Source organism: Janibacter sp. Y6 (genome assembly GCF_040900765.1).
Taxonomy (GTDB): Bacteria; Actinomycetota; Actinomycetes; order Actinomycetales; family Dermatophilaceae; genus Marihabitans; species Marihabitans melonis.
The window spans coordinates 347,904-367,796 of the sequence record NZ_JAKLYZ010000004.1; the positions used below are offsets into that span (position 1 = coordinate 347,904).

Genomic DNA, 19,893 nt, shown 5'->3' on the forward strand with positions numbered 1-19,893 from the left:
CCTTTCGAAAGGGTCCCGGCTCGTCGAAGGGCAGCCAGCAGGGTTTCGTAGCCCGGGGCGAAGGGGGAGCGGCGGGGTCAGCGGTCGCGCAGGACGGCGTCGTAGACGGCCTGGTAGCGGGGGCCGTTGGCGCTCCACGAGCGCTGCGTGCTCACCCACTCGCGACCGGCTGCGGCGAGCTCGGCCCGCCGCGCGGGGTCGGCGTGCAGCCGGGCGAGGACGTCGGCGAGCGCGGTGCCGTCGCCGGCGGGGAAGGACTCGCCGCGCGCACCCGCCCCGGTGATCTCCGTGAGCGCGGGCAGGGCGGAGACGACGACGGGCAGACCCGCCGCCATCGCCTCGAAGGGCTTGAGCGGGGTGACGAGCCGGGCGGCCTGCTCGTCGACGCGCGGGACGACGAAGACGTCCATGAGCGCGTAGTGGTCGAGGACCTCGTCGTGCGGGACCCGCCCGGTGAAGACGACGGCGTCGCCCGCGCCGACGGCCGCGGCGTGCGCCTCGACCTCGGCCCTTCGCTGCCCGTCGCCGACGACGAGCGCGGTGGCGTCGACCCCCTTCGCCCGCAGCGCCATCGCGGCGTCGACGAGCAGCTCCTGCGCCTCGCGGTAGTGGTCGAGGTTGGAGACGTAGCCGAAGACGAAGCGGCCCTCGAGCCCGTAGCGCTGCACGAGCTCGGGGCGCCGCTCGCGCGGCGAGAAGGCCTGCGCGTCGACGCCGTTGGGCACGACGTGCACCCGCTCGGCCGGCACCCCACGACCGACGATGTCGCTGCGCATCGACTCCGAGAGGGTGACGACGGCATCGGCGGCGAGCATCGCGCGGGTGTCGGCCGCGCGCCGGCGCCGGTAGGTCTCGGCCCCCTCGGCGTGCTCGGGGTCCGGGCTCCACGTCGCCTCGAAGAAGCCGCGCACCTCGTAGACCCACGGCAGACCGAGGGCCTGGGCGACGGCGCCGCCGACGAGCGCGGCCTCGTACCCGCGGCCGCCGGAGTGCACGTGCAGCAGGTCGGGGGCGAGACCGGCGAGGACCGGCGCGAGCGCGCGGGCGTACGCGTCGAGGTGCTCGTCGTGGGTCTCGTGCACCGGCACCTCGGCGCGCCGGAGGTGGTGGTGCGGCACGCCGTGGACGTCCTGCGGCGAGTCGTCCTCGGCGGCGAAGTCGAGCGCGGTGACCGCCACCGGGTCAAGCCCGGCCTCGACCTGGGCCGCGAGGTTGTACCGGGTGCGCACGGAGTAGCCGGACTGGCGCTGGGGGAGCGCGATCTTCAGCAGGTGAGCCGGGCGAAGGGGGAGACCCTCGCCCCGCTCGGCGCGGGCGCGGTCGAGCAGCTCGACGGCGCTCCTGAAGACCTCGGCGGGCACGCCCGGCGCCCACGACGGGTCGGTCTCGCGCAGCCGGCCCTCGACCTGCCGGCGGGCGCGCTCGAGGCGCGCCCGGACCGGTGCCTCGAGCCGCGAGGTCGCGGCGAGCTGTGCGCGGACGACCTCGAGCTGGAGCGTCGGCTCCCCGGCGCGCGACGCGGCGCGGCGGGCGAGGTCGAGGAAGACGACGTCGCGGCCCAGCGCGTCGAGCTCACGGCGCACGAGGGCGACCGCGGCGTCACCGCGGCCCTCCTGCGTCAGCGCCTCGAGCTCGGCGCACACCGACGCGGCCGGGCGGCCGTCGGACGCGCTCGCCCGCGGACGCAGCCGCTGCGCGACGCGGTACCCGCGTCGCGCAGCACTGGTGAGCGCCCGTCGGGCGCGAGGGCCCGAGGGCACCGGCGGCAGTCCTCAGCCCTGGGCCGGGGCCGAGCCCGTGCTCGTCTGGCCGTCCTGCCCGCCGCGGGTGCGGCGACGGTTGCGGTTGCGGCGCGGGGCGCCCTCACCGGACGCCGAGGCGCCCTCGCGGCGCTCCCCGCCCTCGCGGGAGCCACGACCACGACCGCCATCGCCACGGCCACCGTCGCCACGACCCCCTTCGCCACGGCCGCGCCCGCCGTCGCGACCGCGACCGCCGTCACGACCGCCCTGGGGGCGACGACCGCCGGACTTGCCGGTCTCGCCGAGGTCCTCGAGGACCTCGGCCGACAGGCCCTCGCGGGTGCGCTGGGCCCGGGGCAGACGCCCCTTCGCGCCCTGCGGGATGTCGAGGTCCTCGTAGAGGTTCGGCGAGGAGGAGTAGGTCTCGACGGGCTCGGGGATCCCGAGGTCGAGCTGACGGTTGATGACCGACCACTTCGTCATGTCGTCCCAGTCGACGAGCGTCACCGCGACGCCGGTGTTGCCGGCGCGACCGGTGCGACCGATGCGGTGGACGTAGGTCTTCTCGTCGTCGGGGCACTGGTAGTTGACGACGTGGGTGACGTTGCTGACGTCGATGCCGCGGGCGGCGACGTCGGTCGCGACGAGGACGTCGACCTTGCCGTTGCGGAAGGCGCGCAGCGCCTGCTCGCGGGCGCCCTGGCCGAGGTCACCGTGGATCGAGGCCGCGGCGAAGCCACGGTCGGTCAGCTCGTCGGCGACCTTCGCGGCGGTGCGCTTGGTGCGGCTGAAGATGATCGTCAGACCGCGGTCCTTGGCCTGCAGGACGCGGGCGAGCATCTCGACCTTGTCCATCGCGTGGGCGCGGTAGACGAACTGCTCGATCGCCTTGACGGTCTGACGGTCCTCGCCGTCCTCCGTCATCGCGCGGATGTGGGTCGGCTGGTTCATGTAGCGACGCGCGAGCGCGACGATCGCGCCCGGCATCGTCGCGGAGAAGAGCATCGTGTGGCGGCCCGCGGGGGTCATCGCCATGATCTTCTCGACGTCGGGCAGGAAGCCGAGGTCGAGCATCTCGTCGGCCTCGTCGAGCACGACGGTGCGCGCGGCGGAGAGGTCGAGGTGCTTCTGCTGGGCGAGGTCGATGAGCCGGCCCGGGGTGCCGACGACGACGTGCACGCCCTCGCGCAGCGCCTCGATCTGCGGCTCGTAGGCCCGGCCGCCGTAGACGGTGAGGACCTTGATGCTGCGGCGCTTGCCGGCCTTCTCGAGGTCGCTGGCGACCTGGACGGCGAGCTCACGGGTGGGGGCGACGGCGAGGGCCTGGGGGCGGGTGTCGTCGGTCTCGGTGTCGATGCCGTCGAGGATCGGGACGCCGAAGCCGAGGGTCTTGCCGGTGCCCGTCTTGGCCTGGCCGATGATGTCGTGGCCGCCGAGGGCCACGGGCAGGGTCATCGCCTGGATGGGGAAGGGGTGGATGATCCCGCCGTCGGCGAGGCTCGCGACGATGTCGGGGTGGACGCCGAAGTCGGCGAAGGTGGGCTGCGGGGCGTCCTGCGCCACCGGCTCGACCGTCTCCTCCACGGTGGGGAGGGTCTCGGGCTCGGTCGCGGCAGGGGTCTGCTCGGTGATGTCGCTCATGTGGTGTGCAGAGGTCTCTCGATCAGCGGCGGGCACGTGGGGTCACGCCGTCGTGGCGGGCCGATCGGAGGTCTGCGGGCGGGGCGTCGTGCTGGGCGCCGCCTGCCGGTCCGTCGCGGACCGGCGAGAAGATGCGTGCCGACCGGGCACCGTGGTCCCTCCCATGGTAGCCGCCTGCCCCCGAGACGACGACTACGCTGAAGTCTCATGAGCGACAGCCCCTCGACGAGCGCCGCGAGCGCCGGAGCGCACCTCGGCGAGCGAGAGCGCGAAGGGGTGGTCGACCTCCTCGGTGCGATCGCCTACGGCACGATGTCGGGCTTCACCCGGATGGCGGCCGACAGCGAGCTCACCGACGACCTGCGCCTCAAGACCGCGGTCGCCGGGATGGCGGTCGGCGAGTTCCACAGCCACGAGCTGCTCGTCGGGCACATCCGCGCCCTCGGCGCCGACCCCGTCGCCGCGATGTCCCCCTTCGTCGAGGCCTTCGACTCCTTCCACGCGCGCACCGCGCCGCGCAACCTCGCCGAGGCGCTCGTCAAGGCCTACATCGGCGACGGGATCGCCGACGACTTCTTCCGCGAGATCTCCGTCTTCGTCGACGACGAGTCGCGGGCGATCATCGCCGCGGCCTCGGCCGACGACGGGCGCACCGACGTCATCGTCGAGGAGGTGCGGGCCCAGATCCGGGCCGACCGCCACCTCGCCGGGCCGCTCGCGCTGTGGGGGCGCCGGCTCATGGGTGAGGCGCTCTCGCAGGGCCAGCTCGTCGCGGCGCACCGCGAGGCGCTCGTCGAGCTCATCCTCGGCCAGAGCCACTCGCGGCCCGGTGCCGACCTCGGCGAGATGGGCGCGATCATGCAGCGGCTCACCGACGCCCACCAGCAGCGCATGGCGCGTCTCGGCCTCTCGGCCTAGCCCTGGCACGACGAAGGCCCCCGGCGGGAGCCGGGGGCCTTCGCGAAGGTTCGTGACGCTCAGACCTGCTTGCGTCCGGTGACCATGCCGTAGATGACGATGAGAGCCGCGGCGCAGACGACGCCGATGGCGTTGGCGATCCAGTCGATGCCGTTGGTCTCGCCGCCACCGAGGGAGGCGTAGATCCAGGAGCCGATGAGCGACCCGAGGATGCCGAGGATGATCGTGACGACCATCGAGATCGACTGACGGCCCGGCAGCACGAGACGTGCGAGGGCACCGATGATGGCGCCGACGATGATGGCCACGATGATGGTCCAGAGCATGGGAGCCTTCCTTTCAAGATCCCGGCAGGGTGCGCCGGGGGGTGACTGGCCGGAGACCCGGCCATGCGCTCGATGCTAGGACACCTGAGGCACGAAATCGGGGACGGCGTCCAGGGATCCTGAGAGACCGCTGGACGCCGCCCCGTGACGTCAGCCAGGCTGCTGACCTGGGCGGACGACGTCAGGAGGCGCCGAAGCCCACTCGGCCGCGCGAGGGCTCGCCGAGGTCGACGTAGCCGAGGGCGCCGGCGGGCACGACGACGCGGCGACCGCGCTCGTCACGCAGGTCGAGGGCCTGCCCGCCCAGCGCCGCCTCGACGGCGGCGACGATCTGGTCCTCGCTGCCCGTGGCGTCGATGACGATCTCGCGGGCGACGTTCTGGATGCCGATCTTGACCTCCACGGAGGGTCCCTTCTTCGCAGGTGCGGTGTACGAGCCGATCTTGTCAGGCGCCGCCGTCACCGCCGCCCGCGGCTCCCCCTTCGCCCGCCTCGGTGCCCGCGGCGCCGCGCAGCGTCGCCTGGCTCGGGTAGGAGCTGAGACCGCGCCACGCGAGGTGGCCGGCGGCCAGGGCCGCGTCGGCCTGCGGGATCGTCGCGCTGTGCGCGAGCCACGCCCGGGCGGAGACCTGCGACATGCCCGCCAGGGTCACGCCCAGCAGGTCGGAGAAGCTCTTGGGCAGACCGGTGTCCTGCGCGATGCGGTGGCTGATCGCGTCGCCGAGCTGTGCCTCGAGCGCGTCGATGCGATGACGCACCCGCGAGTCGCCGGTGAGGTCGGACTCGAAGACGAGGCGGAAGGCCTCGCCCTCGTCGCCGACGAACTCGAAGAAGGCCGCGATCGTCGCGTAGACCCGCTCCTTGTGGTCGTCGGTGCTGTCGAGGGCCTCGAGGACGAGGCTCTCGAGGCGGTCGCACTCGCTCTCCAGGAGCGCGAGGTAGAGCTCGAGCTTGCCGGGGAAGTGCTGGTAGAGGACGGGCTTGGAGACCCCCGCCTCGTCGGCGATGTCCTCCATCGCGGCGGCGTGGTAGCCCTTGCGCACGAAGACGGTCTGGGCGGCCTGCAGGAGCTGGGCTCGGCGCTGCGCGCGCGGCAGCCGCTGCACCCGGTGGGGCGTGCTGGTCATGGGGTCCTCCCGCGTCTGAGCCGTACTCCTCATCGTACCCACGGGTAGCCCCCGCGGCGGGCGTCGGCGGGCTGTCGGGCACGGGTGATGGGATGGGTGCATGACGACGACGCAGACGAGCGGACCGGGGGCGAAGGGGGCGACCTCGGTCGCCCTCGCGCGTCACCTGAGCCCTCGGGTCGGCGGGGTGCGCCGGCTCGGCCGGGAGCGTCTCGACGACGACCAGGCCGCGGCGGTCGACGCGCGGGCCGAGGTGCTCGTCGTGCTCGGCGGGCCAGGCACCGGTCGCACGGCCGTCGCGGTCGAGTGCGCGCTGGACCGCGTGCGCACGGGGGAGTGCCGGCCCGACGAGGTCGTCCTCGTCGGCGCCACCCGTCGCTCGGCCGCCGACCTGCGTGACGCGGTGACCTCGGGGCTCACAGGCGCGGCCGCGGTCCCGCTCGCCCGCACGGTGCAGAGCCTGGGCTTCGCCGTGCTCCGCGCGCAGGCAGCGGTCGACGGGCTGCCGCCGCCACGCCTGGTCTCCGGCGCCCAGCAGGACCTCGTGCTCTCGGACCTGCTCGCCGGCCACGCGGAGACCGGTACCGGTCCGCGCTGGCCGCAGCGCCTCCACGAGGCCCTGCCCACCCGGGCGATGCGTGACGAGCTGCGCGACCTGCTCATGCGGGCGGTCGAGCACGGGCTGACCGCCGACGACCTGCGCGACCTCGGGGCGCGTCACGGGCGCCCGGAGTGGGTCGCGGCGGCCGAGGTCTTCGAGGAGTACGAGCAGGTCGGTGCGCTCGCGACACCCGGCGCCTACGACCCCGCGTGGGTGCTCACCGCCGCGGCCGAGCTGCTCGAGGGCGACGCCGAGGCCCGGGTGCGCGCGCTGCGCTCCGTCGGCTGCGTCGTCGTCGACGACGCGCACGAGCTCACCGCCCCGGCAGCCCGGCTGCTGCGGGTCTTCGCCGCCTCGGGGGTGCCCCTCGTGCTCCTCGGCGACCCCGACGCGAGCGTCCAGGGCTTCCGCGGTGCCGATCCCGCGCTCTTCCTCGGCGACTGGGCAGGGCGCCGCGTCGAGCGGGTGGTCCTGCGCACCGGCTACCGGGTGCCCGCCGCGGTGGCCGAGGCCGACGCCCGCGTCGTCGCCCGGATCGGGGCGCTCGGAGGTGGTGCGCAGCGCGGCGCGAGCGCGGCTCACGACGACGGCGCGTGCACCGTGCGGGTGCTGCGCTCGCAGGCTCAGGAGGCCGGCTACGTCGCGCACGCCCTGCGCCGGGCCCACCTCGTCGACGGCGTCCCGTGGGACGAGCTCGCGGTCGTCGTGCGCGGGGCGGGGCGGCAGTCGACGCTGCGCCGGGTGCTCGCCGCCCGGGGCGTGCCCGTCACCTCGGCCTCGGCAGACGTCCCCCTTCGAGACCAGCCGAGCGTCGCCCCGCTGCTGCTCCTCCTGCGTCTCGTCGTCGACCTCCAGCGCGGGCACCGCGAGCTGCCCGACGTCGAGGAGGTCCTCGCGCTGCTCACCTCGCCGTTGCTCGGGGCCGACACCGTCGCCGTGCGCCGGCTGCGTCGCGCGCTCCGCGCGGCCGAGCTCGCCGACGAGGGCGGGCGCTCCAGCGACGAGCTGCTCCAGCACGGCACCGTCGACCCCGCCTGGGTCGACCACCTGCTCCTCGAGCGTCCCGACGTCGCGCCGCTGGCCCGGCTCGCGCGGGTCGTCGCCGCGGCCCGGGCGGCGGCCGTCGTCGAGGACGGCCGGTGGGCGCAGGGCGTGAGCGGCGAAGGGGTGCTCTGGGCCGTCTGGGAGGCCTTCGGGGTCGCGGACCTCTGGCGCGAGCGGGCGCTCGCGGGCGGTGCCGGGGGAGCCCGGGCCGACGAGGCCCTCGACGCCGTCGTCGCGCTCTTCTCGGCTGCGGCGGCCCTCGAGGACGCCCGCCCCGGCAGCGGACCCGAGTCCTTCCTGCTCTCCGTCGCCCAGGAGGAGGTCGCCGCGGACTCCCTGGCCGACCGCAGCCCCGACACCGGGGCCGTCGCCATCGTCACGCCGGCCGCCGCCGCGGGCCGGCAGTGGCGACGGGTCGTCGTCGCCGGGGTGCAGGAGGGCGTGTGGCCCGACCTGCGCCTGCGCGGGTCGCTGCTGGGCTCGACCGAGCTCGTCGACGTCGTCACCGGTCGTGCCGCGGTCGGCTCGGGACCGGGCGACCCGGGCGCCGACGACCGTGCCGAGGCGGCTCGCGCGCAGGTCCGCTACGACGAGACACGGATGCTCCACGTCGCGATCACCCGGGCGAGCGAGCACGTGCTGCTCACCGCCGTGTCCTCCGAGGACGAGCAGCCCTCGCCCTTCCTCTCCGTCGTCGACCCGCTGCCGGCGGGGGTCGGTCGGCGCGAGACGCACGAGGCGCCGATGCCGCTCGACCTCGTCGGTGTCGTCGCCCGGCTGCGCCAGGAGCTCGCCGAGCCCGAGCGGGCGCACCTCGCGGCGACCCGGCTGGCGCACCTGCGCGAGGTCGGCGTGCGCGGCGCCGACCCCGACCAGTGGTGGGCGCTGCGCGACCGCAGCGACGAGCGCCCGCTGCGCGGTCCCGACGAGCTCGTCCGGGTCTCGCCCTCGCAGGTCGAGGCCTTCGACACGTGCGGTCTGCGCTGGTTGCTCACGAGCTCGGGCGGCGGGGGAGCCAGTCACGTCTCCGCCGACATCGGCACCCTCGTCCACGCCGTCGCCGAGGACCTGCCCGACGCCGACCACGCGAGCATCGCCGCCGAGATCGAGCGGCGCTGGCCCCAGCTCGGGCAGCCCCCGGGCTGGGTCGGCGAGCAGCACCTGCGCCGTGCCCAGGTCATGGGCCGGTGGCTCGCGGACTACTACGTGCGCGCCCGCACCGAGGGGTGGTCGCTCGCGGGGGTCGAGATCCCCTTCGCCGCTACCGTCGGCCGGGCCCGCATCGGCGGCAGGGTCGACCGGCTCGAGCGTCGTGACGCCGACGGGGCGCTGCGGGTCGTCGACCTCAAGACCGGCTCGACCAAGCCCACGGGCGACGAGCTCGCCGAGCACCGCCAGCTCGGCGCGTACCAGGTCGCCGTCGAGGAGGGCGGCTTCGGCGAGCACGGCTCGAGCAGCGCCGGCGCGGTGCTCGTGCAGCTCGGGCGGGCGGCGACGTCGCGCACCTTCGTCCAGGCGCAGGTGCCCCTGCGCGACGCCGACGACCCGCGGTGGGCGCACGACGCGGTCGCGGCGGCCGCCGACGGCATGTCCGCGGCGCACATGGTCGCCCGCCCCGAGGAGGCGATGTGCTCGCGGTGCCCCGTGCGCACCTCCTGCCCGACCCATCACGAAGGGGGGACCCTGCGATGAGCGACCAGCCGAGCCTCTTCGACGACCTCGCCGACCTGCCCCCGGCCGGTCGGGCGAGCACGACCGCGGTCGCCGACGGACCGCGCTACTCGGCGCTCGACGTCAGCCGTGCCCTGGGGCAGGAGCATGCCCCGACGCCGGAGCAGGCCGCGATCGTCGAGGCCCCGCTGCAGCCCCAGCTCGTCGTCGCCGGGGCTGGGTCGGGCAAGACCGAGACGATGACCGCGCGCGTCGTCTGGCTCGTCGCCAACGACCTCGTGCGCCCCGAGGAGGTCCTCGGGCTCACCTTCACCCGCAAGGCCGCGGGCGAGCTCGCCGACCGGGTGGGTGCCCGGCTCGCGGCGCTCGCCGACTCGGGGCTGTGGTCGCCGCCCGAGCGCGACGACGCCGGCGCGCTCGTGCTGCCCGGGGCGCCCACCGTGACGACCTACCACTCGTACGCGGGCGCGCTCGTGCGCGAGCACGGGCCGCTGCTGGGACGCGAGCGCGACGCGCGGCTGCTCACCGAGGCGGCGTCGTGGCAGCTCGCGCACGAGGCCGTCCTGTCCTACGACGGCCCGATGGAGGAGCTCGACTGGGTCGAGTCGACGGTCACCTCGATGGTGCTCGCGCTGTCCGGCGAGCTCGCCGAGCACCTGAGGGCGCCCGAGGAGGCGCAGGCCTACCTCGAGACGGTCGCCGGCCGGTGGCTCGCCGCCGACGCCGCCGCGCCGAAGGGGCTCAAGGCCGTCCGGGACCAGGCGACCGCCCTGCGCCGACGGGCGCTCGTGCTCCCCGTCGTGCGCCGCTACCTCGACCTCAAGCACGAGCGTGGGGTGCTCGACTTCAGCGACCAGATGGCGCTCGCTGCCCGGCTGGCGCAGGAGGTGCCGGTCGTCGGTGCTGGGGAGCGGGGCCGCTACCGCGTCGTGCTGCTCGACGAGTTCCAGGACACCTCCGAGGCGCAGCTCGTGCTCATGACGAGCCTCTTCGCCCCGCAGGGGCGCCCGCCGAGCCCGGTGACGGCGGTCGGCGACCCGCACCAGTCGATCTACGCCTGGCGAGGGGCGAGCGCGACGACGCTCGCGACCTTCCCCGAGCGCTTCGGCGGCGCGCCGGTGCTCCACCTGTCGCGCAGCTGGCGCAACGACGACGCGGTGCTCGAGGCGGCCAACGCCGTGGCAGAGCCGCTGCGGGCGGGCAGCGCCGTGCCGGTGCTGCCCCTGGACGCCCGGCCCGGGGCGGGCCGCGGCCAGGTGTGGGCGGCGCGCGTGAGCGACGCCGCCGCCGAGGCCGACCTCGTGGCACGGTGGGTGCAGGAGCGACGCGGCGACGGACGACGCTCGGCCGCGGTGCTGTGCCGCAAGCGCTCGCAGTTCACCGCGATCACGGCTGCCCTGGCGGCCCGTGACATCCCGCACGAGGTCGTCGGCCTCGGCGGTCTGCTGCTCACCCCCGAGGTCGCCGACGTCGTCGCCCTCCTCACCGTCGTGCAGGACCCTGCCCGCGGCGACCGGCTCATGCGGCTGCTCACCGGGCCCGTCTGCCGGCTCGGCGCAGCGGACATCGCCGCCCTCGCCGCGTACGCGCGGGCGAGCGGGCGTCCGCCCCAGCGCGGGGTCGGCCAGGACCTCGCCCCGGACTCTCGCGACGAGCTGACGATCGTCGACGCGCTCGACGACCTGCCCGACGAGCAGTGGCGGGGACCGGGGGGCGAGCACATCAGCGCCCGCGGCCTGTCGCGGCTGCGGGCCCTCGCCGCCGGGGTCGGCCGGCTGCGCCTCGCCGCTGGACAGCCCCTGCCCGATCTCGTCGTCGAGGCCGAGCGGGTCCTCGGCGTCGACGTCGAGGTCCTCGCCCGCCCCGGCTGGAGCGCCGGCGCGGCGCGGGCTCACCTCGACGCCTTCGCCGACGTCGCCGCGCAGTTCGCCGCCGGTGCCGACCGGGCGACGCTCGGCGGCTTCGTCGACTGGGTCGAGGCGGCCATCGCCGAGGAGCGCGGCCTTGACCGGCCCGTCGTCGAGCCGACTCCCGACGCCGTGCAGGTGCTCACCTGCCATGCGGCGAAGGGGCTCGAGTGGGACGTCGTCGCCGTGCCCGGTCTCGTCGAGGGCACCTTCCCCTCGCACGCGGCCCGGGCGCGCGCCGTCGACGGCGGCTGGGAGCTCGGACGGGTCACCGACCCGGGCTGGCTCGCCGCGACCGAGGGAGGGCTCCCGTACCCGTTGCGCGGCGACCGCGGGGGGCTGCCCGAGCTCGCCGAGCACGGTGCCACCCCGCACGAGATCCGCGACGACGTCGACGCCTTCAAGAGCGCGGGCGGTGAGCAGGTCATCACCGAGGAGCGCCGCCTCGCCTACGTCGCGCTCACCCGGGCCCGGCAGCACCTGCTGCTCACCTCGGCGGTATGGGCGAGCACCGGTCGCACCCCGCGCCTGCCCTCGCGCTTCTTCGACGAGGTCGTCGCCCTGCCCGGCGTGCACCAGATCGCCCAGGCCCCGATGCCCGAGCCCGGCGAGCCCAACCCCCTCCTCGAGCTCGAACGTGCTGTCGTGTGGCCGGCCCCCGTGACCTCGGAAGACCGGCCCGCGATGGAGCAGGCGGTGCCCGTCGTCCTCGGCGGGGCACCCGCGCTCGACGGCGCGACCGACCGGCACCCGCTCGACGACGAGATCACCCTGCTGCTGCGCGAGCGTGACGCGGCGCGGGCCCGCCGTTCGCCCCAGGTGGCCCTGCCCGAGCACCTGTCGACCTCGGCCCTGGTCTCCCTGGCCCGCGACGAGGCCGACTTCGCCTCCCGGCTGCGTCGGCCCATGCCCCAGGCCCCCTCCCCGCACACCCGGCGCGGCACCGCCTTCCACGCGTGGGTCGAGCAGCACTACGGCGCCGCGGCGATGGTCGACGTGCACGACCTGCCGGGTCGGGCCGACGCCGCGGTCGACGACCCGGGTCTGCCCGCGCTGCGCAAGCGCTTCCTCGCCAGCCCGTGGGCCGAGCGCACCCCCGTCGAGGTCGAGCTCAGCCTCGAGGTCGTGATCTCCGGGCGCGCCGTGCGCGGGCGGGTCGACGCGGTCTTCGCCGACCCCGACGGCGGGGTGACCATCGTGGACTGGAAGACCGGGCGCCCGCCGACCGGCGAGAGCGCGGCAGCAGCCGCGTTGCAGCTGAGCGTCTACCGCGTGGCGTACGCGCGCTGGACGGGTCTGCCCGCGGAGCAGGTGCGTGCAGCCTTCTACTACGGCGCGACGGGCGAGACCGTCAAGCCCCCGCTCGCCGACGAGGCCGAGATCGCCGCCCTGCTGGGGCCTGACGAGGCCTGAGCCTGAGGCCTGGGCGGCTCGAGGTCAGCCGCGGACGGGCCCGCTGCCGGGCTCGGCGGACCCGTCGGGCTCCTCGCCCGTGGGCCTGGCCTCCATCGGCTGGGTCTGCCCGACCACGTCGACGTCGGTGACGTCGACGTGGACGGGCTCGTCGACAAGGTTGTCGAGCTGCTGGTCGTCGAGCTGCTGGTCGTCGTCGAGGTCCGCGAGCCCGGCGGCAGGGCTCGCACCGGCCGGGGCCGCCCCGGAGGTCGCGGGTGCACCCGCGGATGTGTCGTCGGCCTCGTCCGGGCTGCCCGTCTGCTGCTCCAGGCGACGCATCGCGGCGGCGTGCTCCTCGGCCCGGTCGAGGTCTCCGGCCGCGACCGCCGCCATCATCTGGCGCACGAGCGTCATCTCGTACGACAGCCGGGCGCGCTCGAGCAGGTGCCGGTCGGGCCGGTCGACCCGCGTGTGCGCGTAGGCCTCCATGAAGGTGTCGAGGGCGTCCGGCTCGAGCCGGCCGACGACCTCGGCGAGGTCGTCGGCGGGGTCGGCGACCCGTGCGTCCTCCCAGCCGAGCAGCCCGCGCACGACGAGCTCGCCCTGCTCGTCCTCGCCGACGAGGACCTGCTCGCCGGTGAGCCGCCCGACCGTCGCGGTCGGCTTGTAGCGCCATCGGCCGACGTCCTCGAGCTGGGACTCCCACCGCGCGAGCAGACCGGTCGGCACCCGGCCGGTCGCGGCGGCGCGGTCGAGGTCGGCCAGCCGACGGCTGCGGTAGACCTCGGCGTCGTAGGTCGCGGCGCCGGCCTCGTCGTAGATCGCGACGTCGAGGTTGTGCACCGAGGCCACGGCGCGTCCGAGGCTGGCGGTCAGGCCCGGGCCTGGCCCGAGGAGCTCGAGCTCGACGGGCCGACCGGCGAGGTAGTGGTGCACGGCGGCGCGTCCCCCTTCGGGCAGCGCCACCCATCCCTTGACGACCGGGACGGACAGGAGCAGGCGGCGCGCGAGGAGCGCGGTGAGGGCCGAGGACTGCTCGAGCTGGGCGGAGGCGGCCGCGGAGCGCGGGCAGCGGATGACCCACCGGCGGTGCTCGGCGTCCTGCACGAGGGCGACGTCGTAGCGCGCCCCCGTCGCACCAGCGACGGGCTCGACGCTCACCGGGTCCAGACCGGGGACGGCAGCGCTGGCCAGCGCGGCGAGGGCGAGAGGTCCACGACCGGCAGGAGAAGTCACGGCCCCCACGGTACGGCGCGGCGCTCCGGGCGCGGGGGAGCGCCACGACGGATCTACAGTGGCGGGCATGGTGCACCCCTTCGACGAGCTCGTCTTCTCCGGAGCCGTGCTCGACCGGCAGGCGCACCTGCGCGCCGACCCCGACGCCCTCGAGACGCTGCGACGCGACCCCGCGGCCCGTGTGCTCGAGGCCGGCGGCATGGCCGTGGCGGTCGAGCGCTCGGGCGACGGAGCGCGGCTGGCCACGCGCCCGGTCGAGCCCGGCGACGCCGGACGCGACCTGGCCCTCCTCGGCCGCCTCGGCCCCCATCTCCTCCTCGCGGCGCTCGGCGGGGACGGGGGGACCCCCCTTCGCCAGGTCGCCGACCTGCTCACCCCGCAGGAGGCGGGGCACGCCGCGACGGCCGTCGCGCTCGACAACTGGCACCGCACGCACCCGCGCTGCCCGCGCTGCGGCGCGCAGACCGAGCTCGCGCAGGCGGGCTGGGTGCGGCACTGCCCGCAGGACGGCAGCGACCACCACCCGCGCACCGACCCCGCCGTCATCATGGCCGTCGTCGACGCCGACGACCGCCTCCTCCTCGCCCAGGGCGCGGGCTGGCCGCAGGGGCGGATGTCCGTGCTCGCCGGTTTCGTCGAGCCCGGCGAGACCCTCGCCGGTGCCGTTGCGCGCGAGGTGCGCGAGGAGGTCGGCGTCGACGTCGTCGACGTCACCTACCAGGCCGACCAGCCCTGGCCCTTCCCCGGCTCGCTCATGGTCGGCTTCACCGCGCGGGCCACCTCTGCCGAGCTCACCCCCGACGGCACCGAGATCGCCGATGCCCGGTGGTTCACCCGGGCCGAGCTCACCGACGCCTTCGAGCGCGGCGAGCTGCGCCGCCCCGCCCCCGTGTCGATCTCGGCGCGGCTCATCGAGCAGTGGTTCGGCGGCCCGCTGACCCGCCCCTCCGACATCGGGGCTGTCCGCGCGCTCTGAGACCATGCGGTCGTGACCCCCTCCGCAGACGACGTCCTCGACGCCCTCGACCCCGAGCAGCGCGAGGTCGCCGCGCACCCGACGGGTCCGATGTGCGTGCTCGCGGGTGCGGGCACGGGCAAGACCCGGGCGATCACCCACCGCATCGCCTACGGCGTGCACAGCGGCGTCTACCAGCCCCAGCGCGTGCTCGCGGTGACCTTCACCGCCCGGGCGGCGGGTGAGATGCGGGTCCGGCTGCGCGACCTCGGTGTCGGCGGGGTGCAGGCGCGCACCTTCCACGCGGCGGCGCTGCGCCAGCTGCACTACTTCTGGCCCCAGGCCATCGGGGGCGCGGCTCCGGAGATCCTCCCGCACAAGGCGTCGGTCGTCGCAGAGGCCGCCTCGCGCCTGCAGCTGCGCCTCGACCGCACCGAGCTGCGCGACGTCGCCTCCGAGGTCGAGTGGGCGAAGGTCAGCCTGCTCACCCCCGAGACCTACGCCGCGGCGGCGCGGCGGGCGCGGCGCGAGCCCCCGGGCATGGACGAGAGCGGCATGGCGCGTCTGCTCGGGGTCTACGAGGAGGTCAAGGGCGAGCGCGGGGTCATCGACTTCGAGGACGTGCTGCTGCTCACCGTCGGCATCCTCCAGGACCGCGAGGACATCGCGGCGACGGTGCGCCAGCAGTACCGCCACTTCGTCGTCGACGAGTACCAGGACGTCAACGCGCTGCAGCAGCGCCTCCTCGAGCTGTGGCTCGGCGGACGTCACGAGGTGTGCGTCGTCGGCGACCCGATGCAGACGATCTACTCCTTCACCGGCGCCAGCCCGCGCCACCTGCTCGACTTCGGGCGCACCCACGCGGGTGCGCAGACCGTGCGGCTCGTGCGCAACTACCGCTCGACCCCTCAGGTCGTCGACCTCGCCAACCGCATGCTCTCGACCGCCCCGGTGAGCCGGCGCAGCGCCGGGGTCGAGCTCGCCGCGCAGCGCTCGGGCGGGTCCGCGCCCACGCTCACGGCGCTCGACGACGACCCGGCGGAGGCCGCCTGGGTCGCCGGCGAGATCCGTCGCCGGGTCGAGGCCGGCACCCCCGCGAGCGACATCGCGGTGCTCTTCCGCACCAACGGCCAGTCGGAGGCGCTCGAGTCGGCCCTGTCCGAGGTCGGCGTGCCCTACCTCGTGCGCGGCGGCGAGCGCTTCTTCTCCCGCCGCGAGGTCCGTGACGCCATCGTCCTGCTCCGCGGCGCCGCGCGCACCGACGACGGCGAGGCGGCCCTGGGTCATCTCGTCGCCGACGTGCTCACCGGTGTCGGCTGGCAGCCGGAGCCGCCGGCGAGCTCGGGTGCCGTGCGGGCCCGGTGGGAGTCGCTCAAGGCTCTCGTCGACCTCGCCGAGTCGCTCGCCGCGACGACCCCGACGACCCGGGTCGCCGATCTCGTGCGCGAGCTCGACGAGCGGGCCGCTGCGCAGCACGCGCCCGCCGTCGACGGCGTGACCCTCGCCTCGCTGCACGCGGCGAAGGGGCTCGAGTGGCCCGTCGTCCACCTCGTCGGCTGCTCCGACGGGCTCATGCCCATCGTCATGGCCGAGGGCCTCGACGAGATCGAGGAGGAGCGCCGGCTCCTCTACGTCGGGCTCACCCGCGCCCGCGACGAGCTGCACCTGTCGTGGGCCCGGGCACGCACCCCCGGGGCCCGACCGAGCCGGCGCGTCAGCCGCTTCCTCGCGCCGCTGTCCGAGGTCCTCGGCGAGGGCGCCATCTCCGAGCCCAAGCGCGGCGGCGGGGGCCGTGGCTCGGGCGGCGGTCGCACGGCCCGCACCGCCCGGGTGCGGCACTGCAAGGGCTGCGGTACCGAGCTCGTCACCGCAACCCAGCGCGCCTCCGGGCGCTGCCCCGCCTGCCCGCCCACCTACGACGAGGCCCTCTACGAGCGGCTCGTCGCATGGCGCCGCGAGCTGTCGAAGACCCAGGCCGTGCCCGCCTTCGTCGTCTTCACCGACGCGACCCTCGAGGCGATCGCCGAGGCCGAGCCGAAGGACACCCGAGGGCTGCTCGCCATCAGCGGGGTCGGGGCGCGCAAGCTCGACCAGTACGGCGAGGACGTGCTCGCGATCGTCGCCGGCCGAGAGCCCTCGCAGACCCCCTGACGAAGCCGCTCGTTAAATAGGTTGTGGCCCCGATCGCAGGTGCCCTAACCTTCGGAAGGTCAGTCGGTCGCGCCTGGGCGTGATCGAGTCGCAGATCCCACGAGAGGAGGGCAGTGCACATGGAGAAGCAGATCGTCATCACCGTCGAGCTGGCGTCCCGTGCTGCCCACCTGGGTCTCGTGCCGTCCCTCGCCGGACGTACCCGTGCCCCCTTCGGCATCGTCGATCTCTTCGGCGCCGCCCCTCTCGATGACCCGCGACCTCCAGGACCGGGATCCCCCCTTCGCTAGACGAAGGGAGGACCTCTCGTCCTCGCCACACAGGCCGCGGCATCCATCGGATACCGCGGCCTTTACTTGTCCCCCCGCAGATCACCCCCCAGGAGCACCCTCATGTCTGCCGTACCGACCACCCACCCACCGCATCAGCAGGTGCGTCTGCCGTCCTTGACGGGCAGCGCACCGTGCCTGACCGAGGAGCCGGAGATCTGGTTCGCCGACACCCCCGACGGTGTCGAGTTCGCCAAGGCTCTGTGCGCCACCTGCCCCGTGCGTCAGCGGTGCCTCGAGGGCGCCCTCGAGCGCCGCGAGCCCTGGGGCGTGTGGGGCGGCGAGCTCTTCGACGCCGGTCGGGTCATCCCCCGCAAGCGGCCGCGAGGCCGTCCCCGCAAGCATCCGCTGCCCGTCTGAGCCCCCTGAGAGGAGGTGCCCGCCGATGACCCCCGTCCAGCGCATCCTGCAGTCGCGCCGCCGCCACCTGCCGCAGCCGCAGGACGTGCTCTCCCGCCGTGAGCGGGCCGAGCTGCGTCAGCCCGTGCCGATGCACATCCGGATCCGATGACGGGCAGGTGCCCGTCGGACCGCGTGCCGGCCGCCCTCGTCGACCCCGTACCGACCCCGGTGCGGGGTCGACCTGTACCCGGGCCTACGCGGGGTCGGCGAAGCCGGGCAGGTAGCGCTCCATGATGGAGCGCGCCGAGACGCGGGCGCCGAGCTGGCAGAGCACGGCGGTGCTGCCGAGGAAGACGCGGTGGACGAGCACGTACTCCGGGGGCAGGTTGAGACGTGCACCGGTGACGAACTCCCGGCTGCGCATGTCCATCGCCCCGGCGGAGACCTGCTGCAACCACTCGCGGCTGAAGTGGTGGGTCTCGTGGCTCAGCGGCTCGATGAAGGGGCGCAGGTAGCTCAGCAGGTCGTCGGCGTCGATGCGCACCCCCGGCCGCACGAAGCCCTCCTCGCGCAGCCCCTCGACGAGGGCCGCGGCGTCGCCCTCGAGGGCGCGGCGGGCCAGCCGGCCGACCGCCGGCGGCAGCCCGTCGGGCAGGTGGGCGACCGCCCCGAAGTCGACGACACCGAGGCGGCCGTCGGGGGTGAGGCGGAAGTTGCCGGGGTGGGGGTCGGCGTGGAGCAGGCCCGCGCGGGTGGGGGAGCGCACCGCGAGCTCGAGGTAGAGCGTGCCGAGGGTGTCGCGCACCTCCTGGTCCGCCTCGCGGATGATCTGGCTGAGGGGCACGCCGTCGAGCCACTCGGTGACGAGGACGTGCTCGGTGTGCATGACGACGGCCGGGACGGCGACCTCGTCGTCGCCTGCGTACGCGTCGGCGAAGGTCTGCTGGTTGCGGGCCTCGAGGGGGTAGTTGAGCTCCTCGTCGGCGCGCTCGAGCAGCTCGGTCGTCGCCGCCTTGACGTCCATGCCGGGGGCGAGGGTGCCCATGACGCGCGCGAGGCGGGCCAGCTGCTGCAGGTCGCTGCGCAGGGCGTAGTCGGCGCCGGGGTACTGGATCTTCACGGCCACGGTGCGCCCGTCGTGCCAGGTGCCGCGGTGGACCTGCCCGATCGAGGCCGCGGCCACCGGCTCGGGCGTGAGGTCGCGGATCTGCGTCGTGCGCCAGTCGCGGCCGAGCTCGAGGTCGAGGATGCGGCGCACCTCGGCCTGGTCCATCGGGGGAGCGGCGTCCTGGAGGCGCACGAGCATCTCGCGGTAGGGCTCGACGAGGTCCTCGGGCATCGCGGCCTCGAGGACGCTCAGGGTCTGGCCGACCTTCATCGCGCCGCCCTTGAGCGACCCGAGGACGGCGAAGAGCTGCTCGGCGGTGCGCCGGCGCATCTCCTCGTTGACGACCTCGGCCGACTCCCCGCGGGCACGTCGACCCAGGCCGACGGCGCTGCGCCCTGCTGCGCCGAGGGGGATGGAGGCGAGCCGAGCGGTCCGTCGGGCAGCGTTGCGCGGGATCTGAGACATCACGCCCATTGTGACTGCTGGACCTGAGATCCGGCCGCAGGAGAGGTGGCTGATGCGCAGCGCGGGCACGCGGGGTGACGCTCCCAGTGCCGCCGCTCGAAGCTGGGCCCGGGCGAGCACGCGTCGAGGGACCACCCGGAGGCGCTCGGGCCGTGGGCGAGGACGTCGAGGGCGACCGACGCCGCGATGCCGACGACGAGGCTGCGCACGCACGCGTGCGTCTCGACGGGCACGACCGGTCCGACCCGCGGGCGGCTGATCTGCGCGCGGATCCACGGCCAGGCGGGGTCGAGGTGCACGCGGGTCAGCTCGAGGCACTGCAGGCACGGCCCCTCGCCGGGGACGACGAGCGGCCCGACGCTCGCGTGGTCGGGCCCGCACCACACCGGCAGGTGGGGCACCCGCGCGCGGCGCCAGGTCTCTCCGGCGCCTGCCGGCACGGGGACCGTGCTCGTGATGACGGCGAGGTCGGTGCTCGTCGGGTCGGCGTCCTCGACCCACCGCACGACCTCGCCGATGCCGGCCTCGCGCAGGATGTCGACGAGGTGGGCGGGCACGCTCCCGGCGCCGACGACGACGACGCGGCGCTCGAGCGGCTCGAGGACGCCCTCGGTGTCGAGCACGCCCTGCGCGGCGAAGGCGCGGACGAGCTCGCCCGCGCGCTCGGGGGTCAGCCCGTGCTGCGCCGCGTCGGCGAGGACCTGCTCCTCGCTGCGCGACCCGTCGAGGGTGGTGACCCAGCGGCACTCCGCCGCGCTCACGCCGGTCGCGACGAGCGCGCTGCCGGGGTCGAGACCGAGCTGGATGGACCCGTCGGGGCGCAGCAGGGGGTGGATCGGCCGGGTCAACCGGGGGTGGCGCTCCATGGGTCCTCGTCTCGCCGGGGTGGTCGTCGCAGACTGCCACCGGCCGCGCGCTCGAGGTCCGGGGTTGTC

Annotated in this window: 16 protein-coding genes; 8 read left to right on the forward strand and 8 right to left on the reverse strand. The window is 75.3% G+C overall.

Annotated elements, in window-relative coordinates; all coding sequences use genetic code 11:
• Positions 1–77: 77 nt before the first annotated feature.
• Complete coding sequence (locus L6241_RS12005) at positions 78–1,760, reverse strand: glycosyltransferase family 4 protein (protein ID WP_368246396.1); 1,683 nt, start codon at positions 1,758–1,760, stop codon at positions 78–80.
• 12 nt (positions 1,761–1,772) lie between these two features.
• Positions 1,773–3,383 (reverse strand): DEAD/DEAH box helicase, encoded by a 1,611-nt coding sequence (locus tag L6241_RS12010; protein ID WP_368246397.1) that lies wholly within the window; start codon positions 3,381–3,383, stop codon positions 1,773–1,775.
• Positions 3,384–3,590: 207 nt separating this feature from the next.
• Between L6241_RS12010 and L6241_RS12015 the strand changes: the two genes are divergently transcribed.
• Positions 3,591–4,301: a ferritin-like fold-containing protein gene (locus tag L6241_RS12015; RefSeq protein WP_201467515.1), complete on the forward strand. Its 711-nt coding sequence runs from the start codon at positions 3,591–3,593 to the stop codon at positions 4,299–4,301.
• 59 nt (positions 4,302–4,360) lie between these two features.
• Here the strand turns inward: L6241_RS12015 and L6241_RS12020 are convergent, their stop codons facing one another.
• From L6241_RS12020 to L6241_RS12030, 3 genes are all read right to left on the reverse strand, one after another.
• Positions 4,361–4,627, reverse strand: coding sequence for a GlsB/YeaQ/YmgE family stress response membrane protein (locus tag L6241_RS12020; protein WP_123092137.1), 267 nt, complete (start codon positions 4,625–4,627; stop codon positions 4,361–4,363).
• Between the two features lie 181 nt (positions 4,628–4,808).
• Positions 4,809–5,030 carry a DUF3107 domain-containing protein gene (locus tag L6241_RS12025; protein WP_123092362.1) on the reverse strand — a complete coding sequence of 74 codons (222 nt, stop codon included), beginning with the start codon at positions 5,028–5,030 and terminating at the stop codon, positions 4,809–4,811.
• Positions 5,031–5,073: 43 nt separating this feature from the next.
• A complete protein-coding gene (locus tag L6241_RS12030; RefSeq protein WP_368246400.1) occupies positions 5,074–5,754 on the reverse strand; it encodes a TetR/AcrR family transcriptional regulator in 681 nt (226 codons plus the stop codon).
• A 100-nt stretch (positions 5,755–5,854) separates the two neighbouring features.
• Here L6241_RS12030 and L6241_RS12035 point away from each other — a divergent pair, with 100 nt between their 5' ends.
• Together L6241_RS12035 and L6241_RS12040 are read left to right on the forward strand one after the other, a co-directional pair.
• Positions 5,855–9,091: a PD-(D/E)XK nuclease family protein gene (locus L6241_RS12035; protein ID WP_368246402.1), complete on the forward strand. Its 3,237-nt coding sequence runs from the start codon at positions 5,855–5,857 to the stop codon at positions 9,089–9,091.
• Positions 9,088–12,390, forward strand: a complete 3,303-nt coding sequence (locus L6241_RS12040) for an ATP-dependent helicase (protein ID WP_368246403.1) — start codon at positions 9,088–9,090, stop codon at positions 12,388–12,390. Before L6241_RS12035 ends, L6241_RS12040 begins: the two co-directional genes overlap by 4 nt.
• Positions 12,391–12,414: 24 nt before the next feature.
• Here L6241_RS12040 and L6241_RS12045 read toward each other — a convergent pair whose 3' ends face one another.
• Positions 12,415–13,608, reverse strand: coding sequence for a phosphotransferase (locus L6241_RS12045; RefSeq protein ID WP_368246404.1), 1,194 nt, complete (start codon positions 13,606–13,608; stop codon positions 12,415–12,417).
• A gap of 67 nt (positions 13,609–13,675) precedes the next feature.
• On the opposite strand from L6241_RS12045, the gene nudC reads away from it, so the two are divergent.
• The 5 genes from nudC (at position 13,676) to L6241_RS12070 (ending at position 17,554) form a co-directional block, all read left to right on the forward strand.
• Positions 13,676–14,584, forward strand: coding sequence for an NAD(+) diphosphatase (gene nudC, locus L6241_RS12050; protein ID WP_368246406.1), 909 nt, complete (start codon positions 13,676–13,678; stop codon positions 14,582–14,584).
• A 90-nt stretch (positions 14,585–14,674) separates the two neighbouring features.
• Positions 14,675–16,714 (forward strand): ATP-dependent DNA helicase UvrD2, encoded by a 2,040-nt coding sequence (locus L6241_RS12055; RefSeq protein WP_318183116.1) that lies wholly within the window; start codon positions 14,675–14,677, stop codon positions 16,712–16,714.
• Between the two features lie 119 nt (positions 16,715–16,833).
• Positions 16,834–17,004 (forward strand): hypothetical protein, encoded by a 171-nt coding sequence (locus L6241_RS12060; RefSeq protein ID WP_191563719.1) that lies wholly within the window; start codon positions 16,834–16,836, stop codon positions 17,002–17,004.
• Positions 17,005–17,106: 102 nt separating this feature from the next.
• A complete protein-coding gene (locus tag L6241_RS12065) occupies positions 17,107–17,403 on the forward strand; it encodes a WhiB family transcriptional regulator (RefSeq protein ID WP_083969036.1) in 297 nt (98 codons plus the stop codon).
• A 25-nt stretch (positions 17,404–17,428) separates the two neighbouring features.
• Positions 17,429–17,554, forward strand: a complete 126-nt coding sequence (locus tag L6241_RS12070; RefSeq protein ID WP_368246408.1) for a hypothetical protein — start codon at positions 17,429–17,431, stop codon at positions 17,552–17,554.
• A gap of 84 nt (positions 17,555–17,638) precedes the next feature.
• On the opposite strand, the gene L6241_RS12075 is transcribed toward L6241_RS12070, so the two are convergent.
• On the reverse strand, positions 17,639–18,958 hold the full coding sequence (locus L6241_RS12075) for an ABC1 kinase family protein (protein WP_368246409.1): 1,320 nt from the start codon (positions 18,956–18,958) through the stop codon (positions 17,639–17,641).
• Complete coding sequence (locus tag L6241_RS12080; RefSeq protein WP_368246411.1) at positions 18,958–19,824, reverse strand: hypothetical protein; 867 nt, start codon at positions 19,822–19,824, stop codon at positions 18,958–18,960. The genes L6241_RS12075 and L6241_RS12080 overlap by 1 nt, the downstream gene beginning before the upstream one ends.
• Positions 19,825–19,893 lie beyond the last annotated feature (69 nt).

What these genes read in the sequence shown, in the direction of transcription:
- L6241_RS12040 (WP_368246403.1), top strand. Translation starts at nt 9,088, where the DNA reads ATGAGCGACCAGCCGAGCCTCTTCGACGACCTCGCCGACCTGCCCCCG.
- L6241_RS12015 (WP_201467515.1), top strand. Translation starts at nt 3,591, where the DNA reads ATGAGCGACAGCCCCTCGACGAGCGCCGCGAGCGCCGGAGCGCACCTC.
- nudC (WP_368246406.1), top strand. Translation starts at nt 13,676, where the DNA reads ATGGTGCACCCCTTCGACGAGCTCGTCTTCTCCGGAGCCGTGCTCGAC.
- L6241_RS12070 (WP_368246408.1), top strand. Translation starts at nt 17,429, where the DNA reads ATGACCCCCGTCCAGCGCATCCTGCAGTCGCGCCGCCGCCACCTGCCG.
- L6241_RS12055 (WP_318183116.1), top strand. Translation starts at nt 14,675, where the DNA reads ATGTGCGTGCTCGCGGGTGCGGGCACGGGCAAGACCCGGGCGATCACC.
- L6241_RS12075 (WP_368246409.1), bottom strand. Translation starts at nt 18,958, where the DNA reads ATGTCTCAGATCCCGCGCAACGCTGCCCGACGGACCGCTCGGCTCGCC.
- L6241_RS12065 (WP_083969036.1), top strand. Translation starts at nt 17,107, where the DNA reads ATGTCTGCCGTACCGACCACCCACCCACCGCATCAGCAGGTGCGTCTG.
- L6241_RS12030 (WP_368246400.1), bottom strand. Translation starts at nt 5,754, where the DNA reads ATGACCAGCACGCCCCACCGGGTGCAGCGGCTGCCGCGCGCGCAGCGC.
- L6241_RS12035 (WP_368246402.1), top strand. Translation starts at nt 5,855, where the DNA reads ATGACGACGACGCAGACGAGCGGACCGGGGGCGAAGGGGGCGACCTCG.
- L6241_RS12010 (WP_368246397.1), bottom strand. Translation starts at nt 3,383, where the DNA reads ATGAGCGACATCACCGAGCAGACCCCTGCCGCGACCGAGCCCGAGACC.
- L6241_RS12020 (WP_123092137.1), bottom strand. Translation starts at nt 4,627, where the DNA reads ATGCTCTGGACCATCATCGTGGCCATCATCGTCGGCGCCATCATCGGT.
- L6241_RS12060 (WP_191563719.1), top strand. Translation starts at nt 16,834, where the DNA reads ATGGAGAAGCAGATCGTCATCACCGTCGAGCTGGCGTCCCGTGCTGCC.
- L6241_RS12080 (WP_368246411.1), bottom strand. Translation starts at nt 19,824, where the DNA reads ATGGAGCGCCACCCCCGGTTGACCCGGCCGATCCACCCCCTGCTGCGC.